The following is a 24461-nucleotide window of genomic DNA, read 5'->3' as shown; positions in this document are numbered from 1 at the left end:
GGAAGACCGCTTATGACCCGCCCACGCTTGTTACCCGACAACTTCACCCTGACCCTGATCGGCGTGGTGCTGCTGGCCAGTTTCCTGCCCGCCAGCGGCCAGGTCGCGGTCGGCTTCGGCTGGCTGACCAACATCGCCATCGCGCTGCTGTTCTTTCTGCATGGCGCCAAGCTTTCGCGGGAGTCGATCATCGCCGGCGCCGGCCACTGGCGCCTGCATTTGCTGGTGTTCGGCCTGACGTTCGTGCTGTTCCCGCTGCTGGGCCTAGCGCTCAAGCCGCTGCTGTCGCCGCTGATCGGCGACAACCTGTACATGGGCATGCTCTATCTGTGCGCGCTGCCGGCCACGGTGCAATCGGCGATTGCGTTCACTTCGCTGGCCCGGGGCAACATTCCGGCGGCGATCTGCAGTGCGGCGGCCTCCAGCCTGTTCGGGATCTTCCTGACGCCGCTTTTGGTGACGCTACTGTTGAACGTCCATGGTGACGGCGGTTCGACCCTCGATGCCATCGTGAAGATCAGCGTGCAGCTGCTGTTGCCGTTCATCGCCGGACAGATCGCCCGGCGCTGGATCGGCGCCTGGGTCGGGCGCAACAAGCATTGGCTCAAGTTCGTCGATCAGGGTTCGATCCTGCTGGTGGTCTACGGCGCCTTCAGCGAGGCGGTGAACGAAGGCATCTGGCATCAGATCCCGGTGCTGGACCTGTTCGGGCTGGTGGTGGTGTGCTGCATCCTGCTGGCGCTGGTGCTGCAGGCGTCCACGGTGCTGGGCAAGGCGTTCGGCTTCAGCCAGGAAGACCGCATCACCATTCTGTTCTGCGGTTCGAAGAAGAGCCTGGCAACCGGTGTGCCGATGGCTCAGGTGCTGTTCGCCGGCAGCACGATCGGCGTGCTGATCCTGCCGCTGATGCTGTTTCATCAGATTCAGTTGATGGTGTGTGCGGTGCTGGCGCAGCGATATGCCAAACGGCCGGAGTCGATTCCTGAACTGATGGCTCAGGTGGATCCATAAGGGAGTTGGCTAAGCAAGGGAGGGTGAAACGAGGAAGAAAATGGCAGGGGCGGCTGGATTCGAACCAACGCATGGCAGGATCAAAACCTGCTGCCTTACCGCTTGGCGACGCCCCTGTATTCGGTTGGCCTGTCTGGCTTCCCGGAAAGTGCGCGAAATTTAACAACATTTTTTCCGTCTGGGAAGCCCCGAACGAAATAATTTTCTTGGAAAACAGCCTGTTATCTTTTTTGCGCCGCCCGTGACGGCTCATTTCGCCGCTTTTCCTACAGCGTCCCCGAGTATTTCACCGCCGCAGCGGCACGGGAGGGGACGTTCAGCGTGCGCAGCAACGAAGACACATGAATGCGCACGGTAAACGGAGATATATCGAGTTCACGGGCGATTTCCTTGTTCGTCTTGCCTTGGGCGATCAGCCGCAGCACTTCCTGCTGACGGGCGGTCAACGCCGTGCCGGATTCCAGCGGCAACAGGCCCGAAGGCGCAAACCTGACCAGCACTTCACCCTCGCGGATGGCCAGGATCGCCTGGCCGATCTCGTCCGGGGCGATGTTCTTGCCGATGAACCCGTCGATCCCGGCGGCCATCACTTCGCCGATCAGCGTTTCGTCGTCCACCATCGACACCACGATCAATGTGGTGCGCGGCCATTGCAGGCGCAGTTGCGCCAATTGGTCGAGGCTGGTCAGGCCGGGAAAGCGCAGGTCGAGGATCAGTGTGTCCGGCTCGTCGCCTGACCGGAGCAAGCGCTGCACGGCCTCGAAATCGCCGGCCTCGTCGACGGCGGCCTCGGGCAACAGGCGCTGGACGGTGCGCAGCAGCGCTTCGCGAAACAGCGGGTGATCGTCGGCTATGATGATTCGGCAAGCCATGGCTGCACCCTCCCTGGGTCTGGCGTTCCGTTGGCTTGCACCTTAGCACCGGGCAAAGGCGTTGCCTGTTGGTTCGTGCTGGATCTGACGACTGCCGCACAAGGACGTTCCCATGAAGTTCGAAAAGAACACCGAGCTCGACCAGGCCAACCTGCGCATCATTCTGGCGAGCGTGGCCCTGGCCTACATCAGCGTGCTGGGCTTTCTGCCGGGGCAGCGGGTGGACACCTACCTGCCGATCATCGCCTACATCAGCGTGTTCCTGCTGGCGTCGGCGGTGCTGCGCCAGGCCATTGTGCGTTGGCCCGGGCATTATCCGGCGCGGCGGATCTTCGGCATGGTCAACGACTACACCGGCACCTCGTTCGGGCTGGTGATGGGGGGCGCCACCGCGTTGCCGCTGTATGCGGTGATGGTCTGGGTCAACCTGGGCAACGGCATGCGCTACGGTTCGCGTTACCTGGCGATTGCCACGGCGCTGGCGTTGGCGGCGCTGGTCGTGGTGTACAGCCTGACGCCGGTGTGGCAGGCGCAGCCGTTCATGGTGCTGATGCTGATGATCACCAGCACGGTGATTCCGTTCTATGCGCACCTGCTGCTGGAACGCACGCGCAAGGCGTCGGAAGAGGCGGTCGCGGCCAATCTGGAGAAGTCGCGGTTCCTGGCCCAGGCCAGCCACGACCTGCGCCAGCCGATCCACTCCATCGGCCTGTTCACCGCGTGCCTGCGCGAGTCCCGCCTGGGTGACGAAGAGCGCCGGCTGGTGGACAACATCGACCGTTCGCTGCTCAACGTCTCGCAGCTGTTCCGTTCGATCCTCGACCTCTACACCCTCGACAACGGGCGGATCCAGCCCAAGCTCCAGACGTTCGAACTGGGCGAATGGCTGGCCGACCTGATCCGCCAGAACGCCGAAGCCGCACGCTGGGCCGGCGTGGAACTGCGCCTGCGTCCGTGCCGGCACTGGGTGCGCACCGACCCGGCGCTGCTGGCGACCATGGTGCAGAACGTCCTGTCCAACTGCTTCAAGTACGGTGCGCACCGGCCGGTGCTGATCGGCGTGCGCAAGCGTGCCGGCGGGCTGGCCATCGTCGTGTACGACCGCGGCAACGGCATCGCCGAGGAACATCTGCCGAAGGTCTTCGAGGAGTTCTACCGGGTTCGCCAGTTACGGGACAAGGATGTGGAGGGCGTGGGGCTGGGGCTGTCGATCGTCAAACGGTTGGGGCAACTGATCGGTGTCGGGGTGACGCTGCGCTCGCGGCTCGGGCATGGCACGGCGGTGACCCTGTTCGGATTGCCGTTGGCGACGGCGTCTGCGTTGCCGGCGGTGCGCGATGAGGCGCGTCAGGCGGGCATGCTGACCGGGCTGAAAGTGTGTCTGGTGGAGGATGACCGCAACGTGCTGCTGGCCACGTCGGCGTTGCTGGAGCGTTGGGGGTGCGTGGTGCAGGCCGAGACGACGGGGCAGGGGCTGGTGACGGACTGCGACATCATCGTCGCCGACTACGACCTGGGAGCCCACGGCACCGGCATCGAGTGCATCGACGACATTCGCCGGCAGCGCGGTCAGGCGGTGCCGGCGATGATCATCACCGGGCATGACATCGAGAAAATCCAGGCGGCGCTGCATGACCGTCGGATCGCCATCCTGTCAAAACCGGTGCGTCCGGCCGAGCTGCGCGCGACCTTGCGTGCGCTGCGCGAGCGGCGGGACGAGCCGGTGGGCGCCGGCAGCGACAGCCTGGCGTGAGGGCGGATCCGGTTACCGGTACGGGATCGGCGAGGCGCCTTTGGGCAGGCAGGTCAGCGGCGGCGACATGATCCCCATGCTGGCCACGGCGACGATCGCGCCGCTGGGCAGCTCGCAGTTGTACTCGCCGCCGGCGGTGTAGGCCGTGTAGTAGGTGAGGGTGCTGTCGCTGCGCACGTTGGCGATCTTGGTGACGGGCTGGCCGATCACGGTCTGGGCCCGTTCCTTCATGCTGTCTTCGGTGGGTTTGGCGGTCTGGCAACCGGCGGCGCCGGCCAGCAGGGCGCCGATGACGGCGAGTTTGCAGAGGCGTGAGTGCAGTTTCATGGTGTGTCTTCCTTGGTGTTGTTCTTTTTCCGGGCGCGACGGTGCCGTGCACGGTGCAAGGACCGTGTGGGGAAGCGTCGGGGGTTGCGGGGACTATAGCGCCGGGCGACGCAGCGGTCATTAGCACAAATGTGCTAGCGGGGACGAAACGGGCGGTCGGATGGGACCGCCCGTTTTACCTGGCTGGGCCGGTTATTGAGGGCTGTTGAACTGGTCGGAATAGCTGCCGGTCATGAGCGCCGAGGCGACCCGGTCGGAGCCGACGCCGACGCGGGAGTAGGCCAGCCGGTTGGCGCCGACCTTGTCCGCGCCATCGGCGGCCAGGGCGCCTGCGCCGACATGATCGGAACCGTCGGAGGCCACAGCGCCCGCGCCGACGTGGTCAGAGCCATCGGAAGCCACAGCGCCCGCGCCGACATGATCGGAACCGTCGGAAGCCACGGCGCCCGCGCCGACGTGGTCAGAGCCATCGGAAGCCACGGCGCCTGCGCCGACGTGGTCAGAGCCATCGGAAGCTACAGCGCCTGCGCCGACATGATCGGAACCGTCGGAGGCCACAGCGCCCGCGCCTACATGATCGGAGCCGTCGGAAGCCACAGCGTCCGCGCCGACGTGGTCGGAACCGTCGGAGGCCACAGCGCCCGCGCCTACATGATCGGAGCCGTCGGAAGCCACAGCGCCTGCGCCGACATGGTCGGAGCCGTCGGAAGCCACAGCGCCCGCGCCGACATGGTCAGAACCGTCAGAGGCAACGGCACCCGCACCGACATGATCCGAGCCATCGGACGCCAACGCCTGCGGCTGCGCCGCCCAGGCCACCGGCACCACCACCGTTGCGGCCACCGCAAGAACGACGCCTGTCAAAAGCTTGTGTTTCATGATCTTCTCCACGACCCATCAGCCACAACGCGTCCGAGCGGCGTCCGTCGGCTGCACCGGCGGCAGGGCTCGTTGGCCCGGGGTTAACCAGATTGGCGATTGGCACGGGCGCACCGCCAGGTGCACGGGTGTCGACGTACTGCATGAAACTTCGTTAGCGAACTGAAAAGTATAGTCGGCCAATCGTCGGCGACGGAGGCCGCTCGGCCCGGGGCGATAGTCGGTTAACGTCCTTGCGGGCGGGCGCTAGAAGGAAATCGGTCTAAAAAGGGCGTTTCGGATTTCAAAGCCTTTGCTAGGCTCATAGGTGTAGGCGAACACGCAGACTGATGCGCAAGCGGATAGCGAGGAAGCGTTGGGCGCGTTCCGAAGGGTACACGGTTAGAAAGATCCCCGCGCTGGGATCCAGCCCTTATGCCGTGTGAAGCAGCAGAGCACATTGCCTGTACTGTGGGAGTCCTGATAAACCTCGTAAGCCAGAGACCAGCACTGGCCGCCTACTCGAACACCAAAGCCCGCCTTGCGCGGGCTTTGACGTTTCTGGGCCTATATCTTCGCCAACGCCTGCGCCAGGTCGGCGCGCAGGTCCTCGACATCTTCCACGCCCACGGACAGGCGCACCAGCGTGTCGCCGATGCCCAGCCGCGCGCGGGTCTCTGCCGGGATGGTGGCGTGGGTCATGATCGCCGGGTGCTCGATCAGGCTTTCCACGCCGCCGAGGCTTTCGGCCAGGGCGAAGATCTTCACGTTCTCCAGGAAGCGTCGGGCGCCGGCCAGGTCGCTGTTCACGTCCAGGGAGATCATCCCGCCGAAACCGCGCATCTGCCGTTTCGCCAGTTCATGCTGCGGGTGCGACGGCAGGCCCGGGTAATAGACGCGCTTGACCTGCGGCTGGCGCTCCAGCCACTGCGCCAGTTCCAGGGCGTTGCTGCAATGGCGCTCCATGCGCAGCGCCAGGGTCTTCACGCCGCGCAGGGTGAGGAACGCGTCGAACGGCCCGGTGATCGCGCCGACCGCGTTCTGCAGGAAGCCCAGGCGTTCGGCGAGTTCCGCGTTCTGCCCGACCACGGCGATGCCGCCGATCACGTCGGAGTGACCGTTGAGGTACTTGGTGGTCGAGTGCAGCACGATGTCGAAGCCCAGCTCCAGCGGACGCTGGATGTACGGGCTGGCGAACGTGTTGTCGGCCACGCACAGGATGCCCCGCGCCCGGCAGGTGCGGGCGATGGCCGCGAGGTCGACCAGACCCAGCAACGGGTTGGTCGGGGTCTCGACGATGACCATGCGGGTGTCGTCCTGCAGCGCCGCTTCGAAGGCCGACAGGTCGCTCAGGTCGACATAGGTGAAACGGTGTCCGGCGCTGTGCTGGCGCACCTTGTCGAACAGGCGGAACGTGCCGCCGTACAGGTCGTTGCCCGACACGACGTGCGAGCCGGCCTCAAGCAGTTCGAGCACCGTGGAAATGGTCGCCAGGCCCGAGGCGAAGGCGAACGCCCGGGTGCCGCCCTCCAGGTCCGCCACGCAGCGCTCCAGGGCGAACCGGGTCGGATTGTGCGAGCGGCCGTAGTCGAAGCCCTTGTGCACACCGGGGCTGTCCTGCAGGTAGGTGGAGTTGGCGTAGATCGGCGGCATCAGCGCCCCGGTGGTCGGGTCCGGCGTTTGCCCGGCGTGGATCACGCGGGTGGCGAAGCCCCGTGGCGGGGCGTTTTCATCGTGCTGGCTCATGCCAGGGATCTCCGTAGTTGGTTGAGCATGTCGACGCGGGTGATCAGGCCATGGAAGCCCGAGGCGTCGGCGATGATCGCCACCAGGCCGCGGTTGAGGACCTTCTCCAGCTCGGCCAGGTCGGCGTTCGGCGCCAGGGTCTGCAGCTTGTCGGTCATCGCGCTGGCGACGGTCTTGCGAAAATGCGCAGCGTCCTCATGGACGCCGAGCAGGATGTCGGATTCGTCGATCACACCGACCAGCTGGCGGCCTTCGACCAGGACGGGCAGCTGCGACACATCGGCCAGGCGCATGCGCTGGAAGGCCGTGAGCAGGGTGTCTTCCGGGCCGACGCTGATCACCCGGCCGTCCTCGAAGCGTCGGGCCACCAGGTCGCGCAGGTCGCCGTAGCGCTTGCGCGCCAGCAGGCCCTGGTCGTTCATCCACTGATCGTTGTAGACCTTGGACAGGTAGCGGGTGCCGGTGTCGCAGACGAAGCTGACCACCCGTTTCGGTTCGGTCTGCTCGCGGCAGTAGCGCAGCGCGGCGGCGAACAGGGTGCCGGTGGAGGAACCGCCGAGAATGCCTTCGACCCGCAGCAGTTGGCGGGCGTGGTCAAAGCTTTCTTCGTCGCTGATGGAATAGGCGTGGCGCACGCTGGAGAGGTCGGAGATCGACGGGATGAAGTCCTCGCCGATGCCTTCCACCGCCCAGGAACCGGCGGTGCCGAGGTGGCCGCTGCGGCTGTACTCGGCCATCACCGAGCCGACCGGGTCGGCCAGCACCATTTCAAGGTCCGGCTGCACGCGCTGGAAGAACCGGGTCAGGCCGGTGAGCGTGCCGGCGGAGCCGACGCCGACGACGATGGCGTCCAGGTCATGTTCGGTCTGCGCCCAGATTTCCGGGGCGGTGCTGCATTCGTGGGCCAGCGGGTTGGCGGGGTTGTTGAACTGGTCGGCGAAGAAGGCGCCGGGAATGTCCTTGGCCAGGCGTGCGGCGACGTCCTGGTAGTACTCGGGGTGGCCCTTGCCGACGTCGGAGCGGGTGATGTGCACTTCGGCGCCCATGGCCTTGAGGTGCAGGACCTTTTCGGTGGACATCTTGTCCGGCACCACCAGCACCACCCGGTAGCCTTTGGCGCGGCCCACCAGGGCCAGGCCCAGGCCGGTGTTGCCGGCGGTGGCCTCAACGATGGTGCCGCCGGGCTGGAGGCGGCCGTCGCGTTCGGCGGCGTCGATCATGGCCAGACCGATGCGGTCCTTGATCGATCCGCCGGGGTTCTGCGATTCGAGTTTGAGAAACAGCGTGCACGGCCCGGTGTCGAAGCGGGTGACACGAACCAGCGGTGTGTTGCCTATCAGCCCAAGCACTGCAGGGCGTGAATCCTTTGACATCTCTTCACCTCGTTTGTGGTGATTGATCGCGATCCATTCGCGGGGAACAAGCTCGCATGCAACATAGGCCCGGATGGTCTGCGCCGCAACCTTTCGCTGGTTGGGCCAATGGTTTGGGGCGTGGGTGCGGCAAGGTCCGATTGCGGTTTTCGTTCGAACGCCGCTAATATACGTTCCATATGCATTTCATATCAGGTATTGCCGTGGGCATCGTAAAAATCTCCGAGGACATGCACGAGAACCTGCGCATCTCCAGCAGCGCACTCAGCCGTTCGATCAACGCACAGGCCGAGCACTGGATGCGCATCGGCATGCTTGCCGAGCTGCACCCCAACCTGGATCACAGCGCCATCTGCCGCTTGCTGATCCGCGCCGAGCAGGCGGGCGGTCTCGATCTGCAGCGTCTGTGCACGTTGGCGGATGCCTCGTCTGCGGTCTCGTCTGCGCAGAGGACCGAAGCATGAGAAACCCGATCAAGATCAACACCGCCGCCGACATCGCCCAATCGCGGGAGGCGGGCCGTTTGGCCGCCGAAGTGCTGGCCATGCTGGTGCCCCACGTCAAGGCCGGGGTCTCCACCGACGACCTCGACCGTCTGTGCAACGACTATATCGTCAACGTGCAGAAGGCGATTCCCGCCAACGTCGGTTATCACGGTTTCCCGAAGACGGTGTGCGCGTCGGTCAACGAGGTCGTGTGCCACGGCATTCCGTCGGGCCGCAAGCTGAAGGACGGCGACATCGTCAACCTCGACATCGCGGTGATCAAGGACGGCTGGTTCGGTGACACCAGCCGCATGTACGTGGTCGGCGAGCCGACGCCCGAGGCCCGGCATCTGATCAAGACCACCTACGACGCCATGTGCGCCGGCATCCGCGCCGTGCGCCCGGGCGCGACTCTGGGCGACATTGGCTTCGCGATCCAGAGCCTGGCGGAGCGGGAAGGCTTCAGCGTAGTGCGCGAGTACTGCGGGCACGGCATCGGCAAGGTCTATCACGATGAGCCGCAGGTGCTGCACTACGGGCATCCGAACCAGGGCCTGAAGCTGAAGGCGGGGATGATCTTCACCGTCGAACCGATGCTCAACGCCGGTAAGCGCCATGTGAAAAGCCTGGCCGACGGCTGGACCGTGGTGACCAAGGACCAGTCGCTCTCGGCGCAGTGGGAGCACATGGTGGCGGTGACCGAGGACGGCTTCGAAGTGCTGACGGCGTGGCCGGACGAGATCGCAGGGTTTGCGCCGATCCTTCGGTCGTAAAAACGGGCCGGCACCGCCCGACGCGATGCCGGCCCGAAGGTGACATTTCCTAGACGCCGCGATCCCTGTGGGAGCGGGCTTGCCCGCGATGGCGGCGGGCCAGGCAATGGATATCGGCAGTGCCGGCCTCATCGCTGGCAAGTCGAGTCGTCGCACCGCAGCTCCCACAGGTTCTGTGGTGTGCAGGGATCTCTTGTGGCGATGCCGGGCTCAGTGAGCGCCGGCCGCCTTGTTCAAGTCGCTTTCCGCCCATTCGGTGTACACGCAGGCGTCCGCCGTGGCCCAGCGCACCTGCACCGGATCGCCGGCCTTGAGCGGCATGCCGGCAGCGGACAGGGCCTTGACCGTCATTGCGGTGCCGCCCGGCGTGACCACGCTGCACGTCTGGCTTTCGCCGAGGAACAGCACCTCCACCACCTTGGCCGACACCTCGTTCCAGCCGGCGGCCAGCGGTTCGTTGACCGCTTGCTGCACGCTCAATGCCAGGGCCTTTTCCGGGCGCACCATCAGCAGCACGTCCTGCCCGCTGTGCAGGCCGGCGGTGAGGCGGATCGACAGCGCTTGCCCTTCGAAATCCGCCGCCCCGTTGCCCTGGGCCTTGAGCCGCAGGAAGTTCGAGTTGCCGAGGAACGACGCCACGAAGGCGTTCGGCGGGTTCTGGTACAGGTCGTAGCCGCTGCCCAGGCCGACGATCTTGCCGTGGCTGAAGATCGCGATGCGCTGGGACAGGCGCATGGCTTCTTCCTGGTCGTGGGTCACGTAGACGATGGTGATGCCCAGGCGCCGGTGCAGCTGGCGCAGTTCGTCTTGCAGGTCTTCACGCAGCTTCTTGTCCAGCGCGCCGAGAGGCTCGTCCATCAGCAGGATGCGCGGCTCGTAGACCAGCGCCCGGGCGATGGCGACCCGTTGCTGCTGGCCGCCGGACAACTGCGAAGGGCGGCGGTGGGCGAACTGTTCCAGTTGCACCAGCTTGAGCATCGCATCGACGCGCTTGTCCCGCTCGGCGGCGGCGAGCTTGCGGATCGCCAGGGGGAAGGCGATGTTGTCGCGCACCGAAAGGTGCGGGAACAGCGAGTAGCGCTGGAACACCATGCCGATGTCGCGCTTGTGCGGCGGCACGTTCACCAGCGACTGGCCGTTGACCAGGATCTCGCCGCTGCTCGGCGTCTCGAAGCCGGCGAGCATCGACAGCGTGGTGCTCTTGCCCGAGCCGCTGGAGCCCAGGAAGGTGAGGAATTCGCCGTCCTTGATGTCCAGCGAGATGTTGTCCACGGCGGCGAAATCGCCGTAGTGCTTGTTCAGGTGGCGCAGGCTGACCAGGGGTTTGTCGCTCTGCTGGGATGCGTCTTTGATCACGGCACTCATGTCGTACTCCTGGGCGCTCAGGCGCGGATTTCGTTGCGCCGGCGCAGGGCGGCGGCGATCACCATGACCAGCACCGACAGGCCGATCAGCAGCGTCGAGGCGACGGCGATCACGGGTGTCAGATCCTGACGCAGGGTGGTCCACATTTTCACGGGAAGGGTCTGCAGGGTCGGGCTGGCCATCATCACGCTCAGCACCACTTCGTCCCACGAGACGAGGAAGGCGAAGAGGGCGCCGGCGACCATGCCCGGACGGATCGCCGGGAACGTCACCTTGAACACCGCCTGCAGGCGTGAGGCGCCGCAGATCACCGCCGCGTCTTCGATCGACTGGTCGAACAGCTTCAGCGAGTTGATGATCGAGATGATGGTGAACGGCAGGGCGACGATCACGTGGCTGACGACGAAGGCGAACATCGTCCCGGTGTAGCCGAGCTTGAGGAACAGCGCGTACACCGCCACGGCGATGATCACCAGCGGCACGATCATCGGCAGGGTGAACAGGCCGTAGAGCATTTCCCGGCCGGGAAAGCGCCCGCGCACCAGGGCGAAGGCGGTCGGCAGGCCCAGGGCCACGGCGCAGACGGTGGTCAGCACCGCGACCTTGAGGCTGGCCATGGCCGCGCTCATCCAGTCGGCATTGGAGAAGAACTGCACGTACCACTTCAGTGTCCAGCCCGGCGGCGGGAACACCAGCCACTGGGATGAGCCGAACGACAGCAGCACGATGAACACGATGGGCAGCAGCAGGAACAGGCCGATCAGCCCGGTCGTCGCGTACAGGCCCAGGCGCATCCGGCGGCTCATGGCATTGGGTGTCAGGAGCATGTCGGCTTACCTCGCGTTGCTGGCGCCAACCGGGGATTCCGGCTGAAGCTTCAGGTAGAAGTAGAACAGCACCAGGGTGATGACGATCAGCAACGCGGCGCCGGCGCTGGCCAGGCCCCAGTTGAGGAACGACTGCACCTGCTGAATGATGAACTCCGGCAGCATCATGTTCTGCGCCCCGCCCAGCAGCGCCGGGGTGACGTAGTAACCGAGCGACATCACGAACACCATCAGCCCGCCGGACGCCAGCCCCGGCCGGCACAGCGGCAGGAACACCCGGAAGAAGTTGGTCCAGGGGCTGGCGCCGCAGATCGAGCCGGCCTGCAGGATCATCGGGTCGATGGCCTGCATGGTCGCCTGCAGCGGCAGCACGATGAACGGGATCATGATGTAGCTCATGCCGATCACCACGCCGGTGAGGTTGTGCACCATCTCCAGCGGCTGGTCGATGATGCCCATCGCCATCAGGGCCTTGTTGATCACCCCCGAGGCCTGCAACAGCACCAGCCAGGAGTAGGTGCGCGCCAGCAGGCTGGTCCACATCGACAGCAGCACGATGTTGAGCATCCAGCGGCCCCAGCCGCGCGGCACCAAGGTGATCGCCCAGGCCAGCGGGAAGCCCAGCAGCAGGCTGAACAGGGTCACCAGCCCGGCCACCGAAAAGGTGTTGAGCAGCACCCGCGCGTAGGCCGAGTTGGCGAACAGCTGCTGGTAGTTGCCCAGGCCCGGCTCAGGCTCCAGCACGCCGCGCAGCAGCAGGCCGATCAGCGGCGCGAGAAAGAACAGGCCGAGGAACAGCAGCGCCGGGGCCAGGTTGCCGGCGCCGCGCCAGCGTTGTTTGAGGGACGGGGCTTGCGCCATGGCACTCGCCTTGACCGGGGCCGGGCCGGCAGCGCTGGCAGCGCTCCCGGCGGCAGTGGAGGGACGGGCCGCGGTGGCCGCCATTTTCATTTGACCAGCCATTCGTTCCACCGTGTCGCGATGGCCGGACCGTTCTTGGCCCAGTACGCGAAATCAAGGGTGATCTGATCCTTAGCGTAGGCAGTCGGCAGGTTGGGGGCCAGCGTCGAGTCCAGACGCGCCACGCTGTCGACGTTGACCGGGGCGTAGGCGGTCAGGTTGGAGAAGTCGGCCTGGCCTTTGGCGCTACTGGCGCTGGCCAGGAACTTCATCGCCGCGTCCTTGTTCTTAGAGCCCTTCGGCACGACCAGGATGTCGGCCATCACCAGGTTCTGCTTCCAGCTCACGCCCACCGGCGCGCCGTCCTGCTGCAGGGCGTAGGTGCGGCCGTTCCAGAACTGGCCGAGGCTAGCCTCGCCGGACGCGAGCAATTGCTGCGACTGGGCGCCGCCGCCCCACCAGACGATGTCTTTCTTGATGGTGTCGAGTTTCTTGAAGGCACGGTCCAGGTCCAGCGGGTAGAGCTTGTCCGCCGGCACGCCGTCGGCCAGCAGGGCCAGCTCCAGCACGCCGGGGCTCGGCCATTTGTACAGAGCGCGTTTGCCGGGGTAGGTCTTGGTGTCGAACAGGGCGCTCCAGTCCTGGGGCTTGTTGGCGCCGACCTTGCCTTCGTTGTAGCCGAGCACGAAGGAGAAGAAGAACGAGCCGACGCCGTGGTCGCTGACGAAGCGCGGGTCGATCTTGTCGCGCTGGATCTGCTTGAAGTCGAGGGGTTCGAGCAGGCCTTCGGCGGCGGCGCGCAGGGCGAAGTCGGCTTCGACATCGACCACGTCCCACTGCACGTTGCCGCTTTCGACCATGGCCTTGAGCTTGCCGTAGTCGGTGGGGCCGTCCTGCACGACGGTGATGCCGCTGGCCTTGCTGAACGGGTCGGCCCAGGCCTGCTTCTGCGCATCCTGGGTGCTGCCGCCCCAGCTGACGAAGTTCACGCTTTCGGCGGCCATTGCAGCGGGGCCGGTCACGCTCAGCAGTCCCGCAAGAAGGATTGCGGTTGCAGCTTTGTTCAACACCATTTTCACGCCCTCATTGTTGTGTTTTTCAGCGGGCTTGCGTTGTTGCCCGCCTGTCGGGAGCAGTAGAGGGACGGCTTCGTCAGCTCGTCCGGTCTATGGAATATCATATTATGGTATTCCAAACTTTGTGCAAGCATTTTGCCGTACCGGTTATCCGGCAAACGGCGTCACTCGGTGAAGGGAATGCTCTCGACCACTTCCAGGTCGTAGCCGGTCAAACCGGCATATTTCAGCGGCGGCCCGAGGTGGCGCAGTTTGCCGACGCCCAGGTTCTGCAGAATCTGCGCCCCGGTGCCCACTTCAGAATAGATCCGCGACTGCGAACGGCTGAACTGGCGCGGTGGCTGGGTCAGTTGCGGCACCCGCTCCAGCAGCGCCTGGGAGGACTCATGGTTGGCCAGCACCACGACCACGCCATGGCCCTCGGCCGCGACCCGTTGCAGCGCTGCCCACAGCGTCCAGTTGCGCGGCCCGTTGTACTCGGCGCCGACCAGGTCGCGCAGCGGGTCGATCACATGCACGCGCACCAGCGTCGGCTGCTCGCGGCGCAGTTCGCCCATCACCATGGCCATGTGCACGCCGCCCTCGATGCGGTCCTCGAAGGTGATCAGGCGGAAGGTGCCGTGCACCGTCGGCAGTTCACGTTCACCGATGCGCTCGATGGTGTGCTCGGTGCTCAGGCGGTAGTGGATCAGGTCGGCGATGGTGCCGATCTTGATCCCGTGCTTTCGTGCGAAGGCTTCAAGGTCCGGTCGGCGGGCCATGGTGCCGTCGTCGTTCATCACCTCGACGATCACCGAGGCGGGCGTGAAGCCGGCCAGGCGCGCCAGGTCGCAACCGGCCTCGGTGTGCCCGGCACGGGTCAGCACGCCGCCTTCGCGGGCGCGCAGGGGGAAGATGTGGCCGGGCTGCACCAGATCCTCGGCGCAGGCATCGGGCGCCACCGCGGCGGCCACGGTGCGGGCGCGGTCGGCGGCGGAGATCCCGGTGGTGACGCCCACCGCCGCTTCGATGGAGACGGTGAACGCGGTGCTGAACACGCTGCCGTTGCTCGGCACCATTTGCTCCAGGCCCAGCCGCTGGCAATGTTCGTCGGTCAAGGTCAGGCAGATCAGCCCGCGAGCCTCCCGGGCCATGAAGCTGATCGCTTCGGGCGTGCAGCGGTCGGCGGCCAGCAGCAGGTCGCCTTCGTTCTCCCGGTCCTCGTCATCGACCAGCAGCACCATTTTGCCGAGGCGGTAATCTTCGAGGATTTCTTCGATAGTGTTGAAGGGCATGCTGGACTCCCGGTGTCTGTTGGAAATTTGTGGTATACCATAATACAAATTCAACCGAGAGGTCACTATGAAGGCTTACTGGATTGCTCATGTGGACGTCACCGACCCGAACCGCTACAGCCAATACACCCAACGCGCCCCCAAGGCGTTCGCCGAGTACGGCGGGCGTTTCCTGGCCCGGGGCGGGCGCAGCGAAGCGATGGAGGGCAGGGCGACGCCGCAGCGCAGCGTGGTGATTGAGTTCGACAGCTACGAACAGGCGGTGGCGTGCTATCGCTCGGCGGCGTATCAGGAAGCGAAAAGCTACCGGGAGGAATGGGCGAGGGCGGAAGTCATCATCGTCGAAGGCGTGGCACCACTCTGACCTGGTGGCAGCCAGCCTGCTGGCGATGGCAGTGTTTCCGGCACCGAGGATGGTGTGGCTGACGGCCTCATCGCGAGCAGGCTCGCTCCTACAGAGAGACGCGATCAGCGGATGAAATGAATCTTGCCGCTGTCGTCGTTGCCCACGTAGATGCCGTAGACGCCGGCCTGGCGTTCTTCGATGTAGCGTTCGAGGATCTGGCGGATCGCCGGGTAGTAGATCTTGTCCCAGGGGATGTCTTCGGGGGCGAAGAATTGGCAGTCGAGGGTTTCCGGGCCGTATTGGCCGGTGATCTCCAGGGCGATGGCGCGGAAGATGATGTACACCTCGCTGATCTTCGGCACGCTGAAGATCGAGTAGGGCGAGACGATCTCGGCGCGCACGCCGCTTTCTTCCCAGACTTCGCGCACCGCCGCCTGCTCGGTGGTCTCGCCGCTTTCCATGAAACCTGCCGGCAGCGTCCAGGTGCCCGGACGCGGCGGGATCGCCCGCTGGCACAAAAGGTATTTGCCGTCCTGCTCGATGATGCAGCCGGCGATGATCTTCGGGTTCACATAGTGGATGTAGCCGCAGCCGCGGCACATCAGGCGCTCGTGCGTATCGCCCGGCGGCACCTGCTGACCGAGGTCGGCGCCGCCGCATTTCGGGCAAAAGCTCGGGCTGAACATGTCAGCGGCCTATGCGCGGTTCTTTCAGCGCGATGGGCAGGGTGATCGCCGGGGTGGCGCCGGGCTCTTCCTGCTTGCGCTTGAGGTAGTCGAGGGCGACGGCGGCCGCGGCGCGCACGTGGTCGACCGACGCCTGGTGGGCGGCCAGCGGATCGCCGCTCTTGATCGCCTCGACGATCTTTTCCATTTCCTGGTTGCTGGCGCCGCGGCGGTTCTCCTGGGACACCGACGTCGCCCGCAGGTAGCTGATGCGCGCCTGCAACTGGCGCAGCTGAGTGGCGGCGATATGGTTGCCGGAGCCTTCCAGCAGCACGTCGTAGAAACCCTGCACCGAGTCGATCACCTGCTGCAGCTCGCCGTCCTTGAGCGCCTTGCGGTTCTCCTCCAGCGCTTTCTCCAGGGCTTTGATGTCCTTGGCCTTGGCGCGCAGGGTGAACAGCTGGACGATCAGGCCTTCGAGCACGCAGCGCAGCTCATAGATGTCGACCGCGTCGGCCAGCGTGATGATCGCCACGCGCGGGCCCTTGGCGTCGGCGAACTCCACCAGGCCTTCGGATTCAAGGTGACGCAGGGCCTCACGCACCGACGTGCGGCTCACGCCCAGGCGGTCGCACAGGTCGCGTTCGACCAGGCGGTCGCCCGGCAGGAGCTGGAAGTTCATGATGGCGCTTCGCAGCTTGTCCAGCACGATCTCGCGCAGGGTGACGGGGTTGCGATTGACCTTGAAGCTGTCGTCGAGTGGCAGGCGTTTCATGGAGTCCGCTCTAAATGTGGCTGTCCTTGCGGGGCGGTCAGACAGCCGAGTGTTGACTGGAGGCCTCGGCGTCGGCTTCGGCGAAGGCTTCACGGGCGAGCCGGAAACTGTCTATGGCAGCGGGAACGCCGCAGTAGATGCCGACCTGAAGCAGAATTTCGCGTATTTGCTCACGACTCAAGCCGTTACGCAAGGCGCCGCGCACATGCAGCTTGAGTTCGTGCGGGCGGTTGAGCGCCGAGATCATCGCCAGGTTGATCATGCTGCGCTCCTTGAGCGACAGGCCGTCGCGGCCCCAGACATGGCCCCAGCAATATTCGGTGACCATTTCCTGCAGCGGGCGGGTGAAATCGTCGGCGTTCTCGATCGAACGCTGCACATAGGCCTCGCCCAGCACCTGGGTGCGGATCTGCAGGCCCTTTTCGTATTTTTCGTTATTCATATTCTCAACCTCACCTCAGGCCCTGTGGGAGCTGGCTTGCCAGCGATGACGGCATCACATCGACATCTATGCTGGCTGACCCACCGCCATCGCTGGCAAGCCAGCTCCCACAGTGTTTTGCATTGTTTTCTCAAGTCAGGCTCGGCAACGCGCCGAGCTTGCCCTTGTGATAAATCATCGGCGTCACCGGCTGCGCCGGCAGGATCAGGTTCTTCACCGCGCCGACGATGATCGCGTGGTCGCCGCCGTCGTATTCGCGCCACAGCTCGCACTCGATGATCGCCGTGGCCTTGTCCAGGATCGGGTTGCCCAGTTCGCTCAGGTGCCAGGCGATGCCTTTGGCCTTGTCCTTGCCCTTGCCGGCGAAGGCATAGGCTTCGGCGGTCTGGTCGGCGGACAGCAAGTGGATCGCGAAGCGCTGGCTGTCACGCAGCACCGGGTAGGTGTCGGAGGCGTAGTTGGGGCAGAACAGCACCAGCGCCGGGTCGATCGACAGCGCGCTGAAGGCGCTGGCGGTGATGCCGACGATGCCCCCGTCCGCGTCGAGGGTGGTGACCACCGTGACTCCGGACGGGAAGGAGCCCATCACGTCTTTGTAAATGCCGGGTTCGATCATGTCGCAGGACTCCTAGCGCATCACGAAGGGATCAGGCATCGGGGCCTGGGAAAGGTTGATCCACACCGTTTTCAGTTCGGTGTAGGCCAGCACCGAATCGATGCCGCTTTCGCGTCCGTAGCCACTGTTCTTGAAGCCGCCGATGGGCGCCATCGCCGACACCGCGCGGTAGGTGTTGACCCAGATGATCCCCGAGCGCACGTCACGGGCCAGGCGATGGGCGCGGCCCAGGTCGCGGGTCCAGATGCCGGCGGCGAGGCCGAACTGCGAGTCGTTGGCGATCGCCAGCGCTTCGGCCTCGTCCTTGAAGCGGATCACCGAGGCCACCGGTCCGAACACTTCTTCCTGCATGATCTTCATCGAGTTGCGGTCGCACTCGAACAGCGTCGGTTCATAGAACCAGCCGTCGCCCACGCCCGCCGGACGCTTGCCGCCGATGCGCAGGCGCGCCCCTTCGGCGAGGGCGTCGGCCACCAGGCCTTCGACCACGGCCAGTTGCTGGGCGGTGGCCATCGGGCCCATTTCGCTGCTGTCGTCCTGGGGGTTGCCGATGCGGATGCGCTGGGCGCGCTCGACCAAGCGGCCGACGAACTCATCGTAGATCTCGTCCTGCACCAGCAGGCGCGAGCCGGACACGCAGCTCTGCCCGGACGCCGCGTAGATCCCGGCGATGGCGCCGTTGATGGCGCTGTCGAGGTCGGCGTCGGCGAAAATGATGTTCGGCGATTTGCCGCCCAGCTCCAGCGACAGCTTGGCGAAGTTCTCGGCGCTGCTGCGTACCACGTGCCGGGCGGTCGCCGCGCCGCCGGTGAAGGCGATCTTGCGCACCAACGGATGGCGGGTGAGGGCGGCGCCGGTGCTCGGGCCATACCCGGTGACGACGTTGACCACGCCCGGCGGGATGCCGGCTTCGAGGGCCAGGCGCGCCAGTTCCAGGATCGTCGCCGAGGCGTGCTCGGACGGCTTGATCACGATGGTGTTGCCCGCCGCCAGGGCTGGCGCGAGTTTGATCGCGGTCAGGTACAGCGGGCTGTTCCACGGAATGATCGCGGCGACCACGCCCATGGCTTCGTGCACGGTGTAGGCGAACAGGTCGGGCTTGTCGAGCGGCAGGGTGCCGCCTTCGAGCTTGTCGGCCAGGCCGGCGGTGTAGTGGAAGAATTCCGGCAGGTAGCCGACCTGGCCGCGGGTCTCGCGGATCAGCTTGCCGTTGTCGCGGCTTTCCAGCTGGGCCAGCTGCTCCTTGTTTTCGGCGATCAGGTCACCGAGGCGGCGCAGCAGCTTGCCGCGCGCGGTGGCGGTCAGGCCGCGCCAGGCCGGGCTGTCGAAGGCGGTCTGGGCCGCCTGCACGGCGCGTTCGACATCGGCCTCGTCGGCATCGGGCAGCTCGGCCCAGGGCTCGGCCAGCGCCGGGTTGAGGCTTTCGAAAGTCTTGCCGGAGAGGGCGTCGACCCATTCTCCGCCGATGCACATCTGGAAGCGTGCGAGTGTCATGCAACGATCCCCTTTATATGGTTTTGTCGGGCGTTTGCGGATTCGAGAAATTCCAGCAGCATCTGGTTGACCAGGCGCGGCGACTCTACGGGCATCATATGCCTTTGCTCGGGCAGCACGGCGACCTTCGCGCCGGGGATGCGCCGGGCCAGTTGCTCGGCCATCTCCGGGGTCGAGCCGGGATCCAGCTCGCCCGTGGCGATCAGCGTCGGCACCTGGATGCTGCCCAGGTCGTCGGCGCGGTACATGTCTTGCGTGGCGAACAGCGAATAGGTGGTCAGGTAGCCCTGCGGGTCGTTGCCGGCCAGGGTCTGGCGGATCGCGGCGATCTGCGCCGGGTTGGCCGCCTGGTATTCGCGGCTGAACCAGCGCGACAGCGCGGCTTCAGCGTTGGCGTCCGGCCCGTGCTCGGCGGCCTGGCTGGTGCGGGCGATGACGCCGGCGCGCTGCTCCTCGGTGCGGTTGAACACACTGTTGAGCACCACCAGCCCTTGCAGGCGCTGCGGGTAGTGCAGGGCGAAGGCCCGTGCCACCAGGCCGCCCATGGAAAACCCGATCACGGTGACCTGGGGCAGTTGCAGGTGCTCCAGCAGCTCCAGCAACTGATCGGCGTAGCCGAGCAGGCCGGTGTCGGCGGCCGGTCGCGGACTGGCGCCATGCCCGAGCATGTCGTAGGCGATCACCCGGTACTGCGAGGCGAGGCCGACGATCTGGCCGCCCCACATTTCTTTGTTCAGGCCCACGCCGTGGATCAGCACGACGGGTTGGCCGAGGCCGGTCGCCAGGTAACTGGTGCCGGCGGGGGTGAGTTCAGCGGTGAGCCGAATCATGGAGCGCTCCTGCAATGCTTTCTTATTGTGGTCACTGGGCCTTTTCGGCGGCCAGCTCTTCCAGATCGATGTAGCGGTTGCCGATGCGCGGGTGCAGGCGGCCTCCGTCGGCGCAACCGAGCACCACGACGATCTCGTCGGCGCGCGGCGCGTCTTCGATCTGCATTTCCAGGGTGATGTAGTGCGAGCGCAGGCCTTCGTCGTCCTTGTGCATCATCGGGATCTGGATCGAGGTGCCGGGACCGCCGCGCTTGTTGGTGAAGCTCAGGTAGCTCTTGGCCTTGACCGCTTCGCGGTAGTGATTGCCGAAGCGCAGGGTGTGGATCACCGCGGAGGCGTGTTCGATCTCGCCGTCGGCGCCGACCACGGCGGCCTTGCCGTAGGCTTCGATCTTCTCGGCGCCGCCGATGGCGGCCACCAGGCGTTCGACCATCAGCGCGCCGAGGTCGGAGCAGTTGGCGCGGATCTCCGGTTTCAGGTCTTCGACGAAGCCGCGGCCCAGCCACGGGTTCTTGATCACGACCGCCAGGCCGACCATGGTCACCGGGGTGTCGGTGGCCTTGCCGCCTTCGATGAAAGTCTCTTCGATGTAGCTGACGATCTTGCGGATTTCGAAACTCATGGGCTGCTCCGTAGGGGATAAGAGTGTCTGTGCGTCTGATGGTATACCATAATACCTATCGCGCAAGTCCCCTTCGCAAGTTTTGCGTCATCCATCCGGCGAATGGCTGTTCATTCGGCCGTCATCGCCAGCAGGCTGGCTCCCACATTGTTCTGCTGTGGCCACCGACTCTGCATTCACCCCAGATCCCTGTGGGAGCCAGCCTGCTGGCGATGGGGCCGCTCCGGCCTGCGTCTTTGTGGCCTGACCTGGCGCCTTCGTGAGCAAGCATTCGTCTGCAACAGACCGGTTTGGCGGTTAACAAAAGATAACGTGGCGCCGATTGTCAGACGTTTCCAAAGCCCGATAGGATGAGCCAGCATCCGAAGGGGCTCTGGACTGCGGGTTTCAGGACTATGCTGCACGCAGCGCAGCTGACCGGTCGGTCCCGGAGCACCCTTGCGGCGCCCTTGAAGGCCCGATGGCCCAACAATAATAAATAGGGGAAGGTCTATGGTTCGTTGCCGCCCGCCGGCGTTACGCAAAACCGCACTGCTGGCCACCGCCTGCGCCCTGCTGGGCCTGGCAGCCGTACCGGCCTGTGCACTGGCCGACGAAGCGCCCGCGGACGGGGTCTATTCCACCGCTTCGGCCAAGGCCGCCAAAAGCCTGATGCTCGATGTCGTCCATGCCGGCGCCCGGCTGGTGGCGGTCGGGGATCGCGGCCACATTCTCTATTCCGACGACCAGGGCAAGACCTGGACCCAGGCCAAGGTGCCGACCCGGCAACTGCTCACCGCCGTGTACTTCGTCGACGACCGGCACGGCTGGGCCGTCGGCCATGACGCGCAGATCCTCGCCAGCGAAGACGGCGGCCTGACCTGGACCAAGCAGTTCGAAGACCTCAAGCGCGAAGCGCCGCTGCTCGACGTCTGGTTCAAGGACGCCAGCCACGGCATCGCCGTCGGCGCCTATGGGGCGCTGCTGGAGACCACCGACGGCGGCCAGCACTGGGAAGACGTCAGCGACCGCCTCGACAACGAAGACCAATACCACCTCAACGCCATCGCCGCCGTGAAGGACGCCGGGCTGTTCATCGTCGGCGAGCAGGGCAGCATGTTCCGCTCCGCCGACTGGGGCCAGACCTGGGAAAAGCTCGAAGGCCCGTATGAAGGCTCGCTGTTCGGCGTGATCGGCACCGCGCAGCCGCAGACCCTGCTGGCCTACGGCCTGCGCGGCAACCTCTACCGCTCCACCGACTTCGGCGGCACCTGGGAACAGGTCGAGCTGAAGGCGGCGCGCGGTTCCCTGGAGTTCGGCCTGTCCGGCGCCACGCTGCTCGACGACGGTTCCATCGTGATCGTCGGCAACGGCGGCTCGGTGATCAGCAGCAGCGACAACGGCGAGACTTTCAGCGTGTTCAACCGGCCCGACCGCATTTCGCTGTCGTCGGTCACCGCCGCCGGCAACGGCGACCTGATCCTGACCGGGCAGGGCGGGGTACGCATCACGGCGCCCAACGGCGCCGAGCTGGGCAAATGAGCCGGATCAATAATAAGAAGGCGGGGCTATGACTTCCTTGAGCACTCATCATCAGGACAAGGCGACGTTCCTCGAACGCCTGATCTTCAACAACCGCCCGGCAGTGATCGTGATCTGCCTGCTGGTCAGCATCTTCCTGTTCTGGCAGGCCACGCTGATCCGGCCGTCCACCAGCTTCGAGAAAATGATCCCGCTCAAGCATCCGTTCATCGAGAAGATGATGGAGCACCGCAACGACCTGGCGAACCTGGGCAACACGGTGCGGATCTCGGTGGAGGCCACCGACGGCGACATCTTCTCCAAGGAGTACATGGAGACCCTGCGCCAGATCAACGACGAGGTGTTCTACATCTCCGGCGTCGACCGCTCCGGCCTCAAGTCGCTGTGGAGCCCGAGCGTGCGCTGGACCGAGGTGACCGAGGAAGGCTTCGCCGGCGGCGAAGTGATCCCGCAGAGCTACAACGGCTCCCAGGACAGCCTCGACCTGCTGCGCAACAACGTGCTCAAGTCCGGCCAGGTCGGGCGGCTGGTGGCGAACGACTTCAAGTCGAGCATCGTCGACATCCCGCTGCTGGAGTCCTACCCGGATCCGCAGGACCAGGGCAAGCTGCTGGCGCTGGACTACCGCAAGTTCTCCCATGAGCTGGAAGACAAGATCCGCAACAAGTTCGAGGCGCAGAACCCCAACGTCAAGATCCACATCGTGGGCTTCGCCAAGAAGGTCGGCGACCTGATCGACGGCCTGGTGATGGTGGTGATGTTCTTCGGCGTCGCCTTCGTCATCACCCTGATCCTGCTCTACTGGTTCACCCACTGCATGCGCAGCACCGTGGCGGTGCTGAGCACCACGCTGGTGGCGGTGATCTGGCAACTGGGGCTGATGCATTTCTTCGGCTTCGGGCTCGATCCGTATTCGATGCTGGTGCCGTTCCTGATCTTCGCCATCGGCATCTCCCACGGCGTGCAGAAGATCAACGGCATCGCCTTGCAGTCCAGCGAGGCGGACAACGCCCTGACGGCCGCGCGGCGCACCTTCCGGCAACTGTTCCTGCCGGGGATGATCGCGATCCTGGCGGACGCCGTCGGCTTCATCACCCTGCTGATCATCGACATCGGCGTGATCCGCGAACTGGCCATCGGCGCGTCCATCGGCGTGGCGGTGATCGTGTTCACCAACCTGATCCTGCTGCCGGTGGCGATTTCCTATGTCGGCATCAGCAAGCGCGCCGTGGCCAAGAGCAAGAAAGACGCGAACCGCGAGCATCCGTTCTGGCGCCTGCTGTCGAACTTCGCCAGCTCCAAAGTGGCGCCGGTGTCGATCCTGATCGCGCTGGTCGCCTTCGGCGGCGGCCTCTGGTACAGCAAGAACCTCAAGATCGGCGACCTCGACCAGGGCGCGCCGGAACTGCGGCCGGACTCGCGCTACAACAAGGACAACAACTTCATCATCAGCAACTACTCCACCAGTTCCGACGTGCTGGTGGTGATGGTCAAGACCAAGTCCGAAGGCTGCTCGCGCTACGAGGCGATGGCGCCCATCGACGAGCTGATGTGGAAGATGCAGAACACCGAGGGCGTGCAGTCGGCGATCTCGCTGGTGACCGTGTCCAAGCAGATGATCAAGGGCATGAACGAGGGCAACCTGAAATGGGAGACCCTGTCGCGCAACCCGGACGTGCTGAACAACTCCATCGCCCGGGCCGACGGCCTGTACAACAACAACTGTTCGCTGGCGCCGGTGCTGGTGTTCCTCAACGACCACAAGGCCGAGACCCTGGACCGTGCCGTGAAGGCGGTGCAGGCATTCGCCGCGGACAACAACAAGGACGGCCTGGAGTTCATCCTCGCCGCCGGCAACGCCGGGATCGAGGCGGCCACCAACGAAGTCATCAAGCAGGCTGAGCTGACCATCCTGGTGCTGGTGTACATCTGCGTGGCGGTCATGTGCATGATCACCTTCCGCTCGTGGGCGGCGACCCTGTGCATCGTCCTGCCGCTGGTGCTGACCTCGGTGCTGGGCAACGCGCTGATGGCGTTCATGGGCATCGGCGTCAAGGTCGCGACCCTGCCGGTGGTGGCGCTGGGCGTGGGGATCGGCGTGGACTACGGCATCTACATCTACAGCCGCCTGGAGAGTTTCCTGCGTGCCGGCCTGCCGTTGCAGGAAGCCTACTACCAGACCCTGAAGTCCACCGGCAAGGCCGTGCTGTTCACCGGCCTGTGCCTGGCCATCGGCGTGTGCACCTGGATCTTCTCGGCGATCAAGTTCCAGGCCGACATGGGCCTGATGCTGACCTTCATGCTGTTGTGGAACATGTTCGGCGCGCTGTGGCTGCTGCCGGCGCTGGCGAAGTTCCTGATCAAGCCTGAGAAGCTGGCGGGGCAGAAGGGCAATTCGCTGTTCGCCCACTGATCCTTGGGGGCTGGAACGACAAAGCCGCAACCTCAGGGTTGCGGCTTTTCTGCATTTCACGATTCACACAAAACCCTGTGGGAGCTGGCTTGCCAGC

General features: G+C 65.2%; 24 protein-coding genes and 1 tRNA gene. 7 read left to right on the top strand and 18 right to left on the bottom strand.

What is annotated here, in order from left to right; translation table 11 throughout:
• Window positions 1–12 precede the first annotated feature (12 nt).
• A complete protein-coding gene (locus CAG41_RS18590) occupies window positions 13–1011 on the top strand; it encodes a bile acid:sodium symporter family protein (protein ID WP_085707302.1) in 999 nt (332 codons plus the stop codon).
• 41 nt (window positions 1012–1052) lie between these two features.
• On the opposite strand, the gene CAG41_RS18585 is transcribed toward CAG41_RS18590, so the two are convergent.
• Window positions 1053–1127: transfer RNA gene (locus tag CAG41_RS18585), tRNA-Gln, on the bottom strand.
• A gap of 150 nt (window positions 1128–1277) precedes the next feature.
• Window positions 1278–1883 carry a response regulator transcription factor gene (locus CAG41_RS18580; RefSeq protein WP_085586828.1) on the bottom strand — a complete coding sequence of 202 codons (606 nt, stop codon included), beginning with the start codon at window positions 1881–1883 and terminating at the stop codon, window positions 1278–1280.
• A gap of 112 nt (window positions 1884–1995) precedes the next feature.
• On the opposite strand from CAG41_RS18580, the gene CAG41_RS18575 reads away from it, so the two are divergent.
• On the top strand, window positions 1996–3636 hold the full coding sequence (locus CAG41_RS18575) for a hybrid sensor histidine kinase/response regulator (RefSeq protein WP_085707301.1): 1641 nt from the start codon (window positions 1996–1998) through the stop codon (window positions 3634–3636).
• Window positions 3637–3648: 12 nt separating this feature from the next.
• Here CAG41_RS18575 and CAG41_RS18570 read toward each other — a convergent pair whose 3' ends face one another.
• The 4 genes from CAG41_RS18570 to CAG41_RS18555 all read right to left on the bottom strand — a co-directional run bounded on the left by CAG41_RS18570 (window position 3649) and on the right by CAG41_RS18555 (window position 7940).
• Window positions 3649–3963, bottom strand: coding sequence for a hypothetical protein (locus CAG41_RS18570; RefSeq protein WP_085586826.1), 315 nt, complete (start codon window positions 3961–3963; stop codon window positions 3649–3651).
• 192 nt (window positions 3964–4155) lie between these two features.
• Window positions 4156–4842: a phage infection protein gene (locus tag CAG41_RS28740; RefSeq protein ID WP_178081844.1), complete on the bottom strand. Its 687-nt coding sequence runs from the start codon at window positions 4840–4842 to the stop codon at window positions 4156–4158.
• Window positions 4843–5388: 546 nt separating this feature from the next.
• A complete protein-coding gene (locus tag CAG41_RS18560; protein WP_085707300.1) occupies window positions 5389–6567 on the bottom strand; it encodes a cystathionine gamma-synthase in 1179 nt (392 codons plus the stop codon).
• Window positions 6564–7940 (bottom strand): pyridoxal-phosphate dependent enzyme, encoded by a 1377-nt coding sequence (locus CAG41_RS18555; protein WP_085586824.1) that lies wholly within the window; start codon window positions 7938–7940, stop codon window positions 6564–6566. The genes CAG41_RS18560 and CAG41_RS18555 overlap by 4 nt, the downstream gene beginning before the upstream one ends.
• A gap of 203 nt (window positions 7941–8143) precedes the next feature.
• On the opposite strand from CAG41_RS18555, the gene CAG41_RS18550 reads away from it, so the two are divergent.
• Complete coding sequence (locus CAG41_RS18550) at window positions 8144–8404, top strand: ParD-like family protein (protein WP_085586839.1); 261 nt, start codon at window positions 8144–8146, stop codon at window positions 8402–8404.
• The gene (gene map / locus CAG41_RS18545) at window positions 8401–9198 is read left to right on the top strand and encodes a type I methionyl aminopeptidase (RefSeq protein WP_085586823.1); all 798 of its coding nucleotides are present in this window, start codon (window positions 8401–8403) and stop codon (window positions 9196–9198) included. Before CAG41_RS18550 ends, map begins: the two co-directional genes overlap by 4 nt.
• 210 nt (window positions 9199–9408) lie before the next feature.
• On the opposite strand, the gene CAG41_RS18540 is transcribed toward map, so the two are convergent.
• From CAG41_RS18540 to ribBA, 5 genes are all read right to left on the bottom strand, one after another.
• Window positions 9409–10563, bottom strand: coding sequence for an ABC transporter ATP-binding protein (locus CAG41_RS18540; RefSeq protein ID WP_085586822.1), 1155 nt, complete (start codon window positions 10561–10563; stop codon window positions 9409–9411).
• A gap of 17 nt (window positions 10564–10580) precedes the next feature.
• A complete protein-coding gene (locus CAG41_RS18535) occupies window positions 10581–11390 on the bottom strand; it encodes an ABC transporter permease (RefSeq protein ID WP_085586821.1) in 810 nt (269 codons plus the stop codon).
• A gap of 6 nt (window positions 11391–11396) precedes the next feature.
• Entirely contained in the window at window positions 11397–12341 is a 945-nt protein-coding gene (locus CAG41_RS18530) for an ABC transporter permease (RefSeq protein WP_085707299.1), read from the bottom strand.
• Window positions 12338–13363: an ABC transporter substrate-binding protein gene (locus CAG41_RS18525; protein ID WP_085586819.1), complete on the bottom strand. Its 1026-nt coding sequence runs from the start codon at window positions 13361–13363 to the stop codon at window positions 12338–12340. The genes CAG41_RS18530 and CAG41_RS18525 overlap by 4 nt, the downstream gene beginning before the upstream one ends.
• A 167-nt stretch (window positions 13364–13530) precedes the next feature.
• Entirely contained in the window at window positions 13531–14640 is a 1110-nt protein-coding gene (gene ribBA, locus CAG41_RS18520; protein WP_085586818.1) for a bifunctional 3,4-dihydroxy-2-butanone-4-phosphate synthase/GTP cyclohydrolase II, read from the bottom strand.
• A 67-nt stretch (window positions 14641–14707) separates the two neighbouring features.
• Here ribBA and CAG41_RS18515 point away from each other — a divergent pair, with 67 nt between their 5' ends.
• Complete coding sequence (locus CAG41_RS18515; RefSeq protein WP_085707298.1) at window positions 14708–15004, top strand: DUF1330 domain-containing protein; 297 nt, start codon at window positions 14708–14710, stop codon at window positions 15002–15004.
• Window positions 15005–15108: 104 nt separating this feature from the next.
• On the opposite strand, the gene CAG41_RS18510 is transcribed toward CAG41_RS18515, so the two are convergent.
• The 7 genes from CAG41_RS18510 to CAG41_RS18480 all read right to left on the bottom strand — a co-directional run bounded on the left by CAG41_RS18510 (window position 15109) and on the right by CAG41_RS18480 (window position 20430).
• Window positions 15109–15672 carry an NUDIX hydrolase gene (locus CAG41_RS18510; RefSeq protein ID WP_085586815.1) on the bottom strand — a complete coding sequence of 188 codons (564 nt, stop codon included), beginning with the start codon at window positions 15670–15672 and terminating at the stop codon, window positions 15109–15111.
• Between the two features lies 1 nt (window position 15673).
• Window positions 15674–16426, bottom strand: a complete 753-nt coding sequence (locus CAG41_RS18505; RefSeq protein ID WP_085640548.1) for a GntR family transcriptional regulator — start codon at window positions 16424–16426, stop codon at window positions 15674–15676.
• A gap of 37 nt (window positions 16427–16463) precedes the next feature.
• On the bottom strand, window positions 16464–16868 hold the full coding sequence (locus tag CAG41_RS18500) for a carboxymuconolactone decarboxylase family protein (protein WP_085707297.1): 405 nt from the start codon (window positions 16866–16868) through the stop codon (window positions 16464–16466).
• Window positions 16869–16998: 130 nt separating this feature from the next.
• Window positions 16999–17484: a flavin reductase family protein gene (locus CAG41_RS18495; protein WP_085586812.1), complete on the bottom strand. Its 486-nt coding sequence runs from the start codon at window positions 17482–17484 to the stop codon at window positions 16999–17001.
• A 12-nt stretch (window positions 17485–17496) separates the two neighbouring features.
• A complete protein-coding gene (locus CAG41_RS18490; RefSeq protein ID WP_085586811.1) occupies window positions 17497–18978 on the bottom strand; it encodes an aldehyde dehydrogenase in 1482 nt (493 codons plus the stop codon).
• On the bottom strand, window positions 18975–19808 hold the full coding sequence (locus CAG41_RS18485; RefSeq protein ID WP_085586810.1) for an alpha/beta fold hydrolase: 834 nt from the start codon (window positions 19806–19808) through the stop codon (window positions 18975–18977). Before CAG41_RS18485 ends, CAG41_RS18490 begins: the two co-directional genes overlap by 4 nt.
• A 31-nt stretch (window positions 19809–19839) precedes the next feature.
• Window positions 19840–20430: an amino acid synthesis family protein gene (locus CAG41_RS18480; protein ID WP_085586809.1), complete on the bottom strand. Its 591-nt coding sequence runs from the start codon at window positions 20428–20430 to the stop codon at window positions 19840–19842.
• Window positions 20431–20922: 492 nt separating this feature from the next.
• Between CAG41_RS18480 and CAG41_RS18475 the strand changes: the two genes are divergently transcribed.
• Together CAG41_RS18475 and CAG41_RS18470 are read left to right on the top strand one after the other, a co-directional pair.
• On the top strand, window positions 20923–21951 hold the full coding sequence (locus CAG41_RS18475) for a YCF48-related protein (RefSeq protein ID WP_085633346.1): 1029 nt from the start codon (window positions 20923–20925) through the stop codon (window positions 21949–21951).
• A 28-nt stretch (window positions 21952–21979) separates the two neighbouring features.
• Window positions 21980–24364 carry an RND family transporter gene (locus CAG41_RS18470; RefSeq protein WP_085586807.1) on the top strand — a complete coding sequence of 795 codons (2385 nt, stop codon included), beginning with the start codon at window positions 21980–21982 and terminating at the stop codon, window positions 24362–24364.
• Window positions 24365–24461 lie beyond the last annotated feature (97 nt).

The sequence above is a fragment of the Pseudomonas sp. B35(2017) genome (genome assembly GCF_002113645.1).
Lineage (GTDB): Bacteria > Pseudomonadota > Gammaproteobacteria > Pseudomonadales > Pseudomonadaceae > Aquipseudomonas > Aquipseudomonas ekonensis.
Note: the sequence above shows the minus strand (reverse complement) of the source record. Positions and strands in the feature narration are given on the sequence as shown.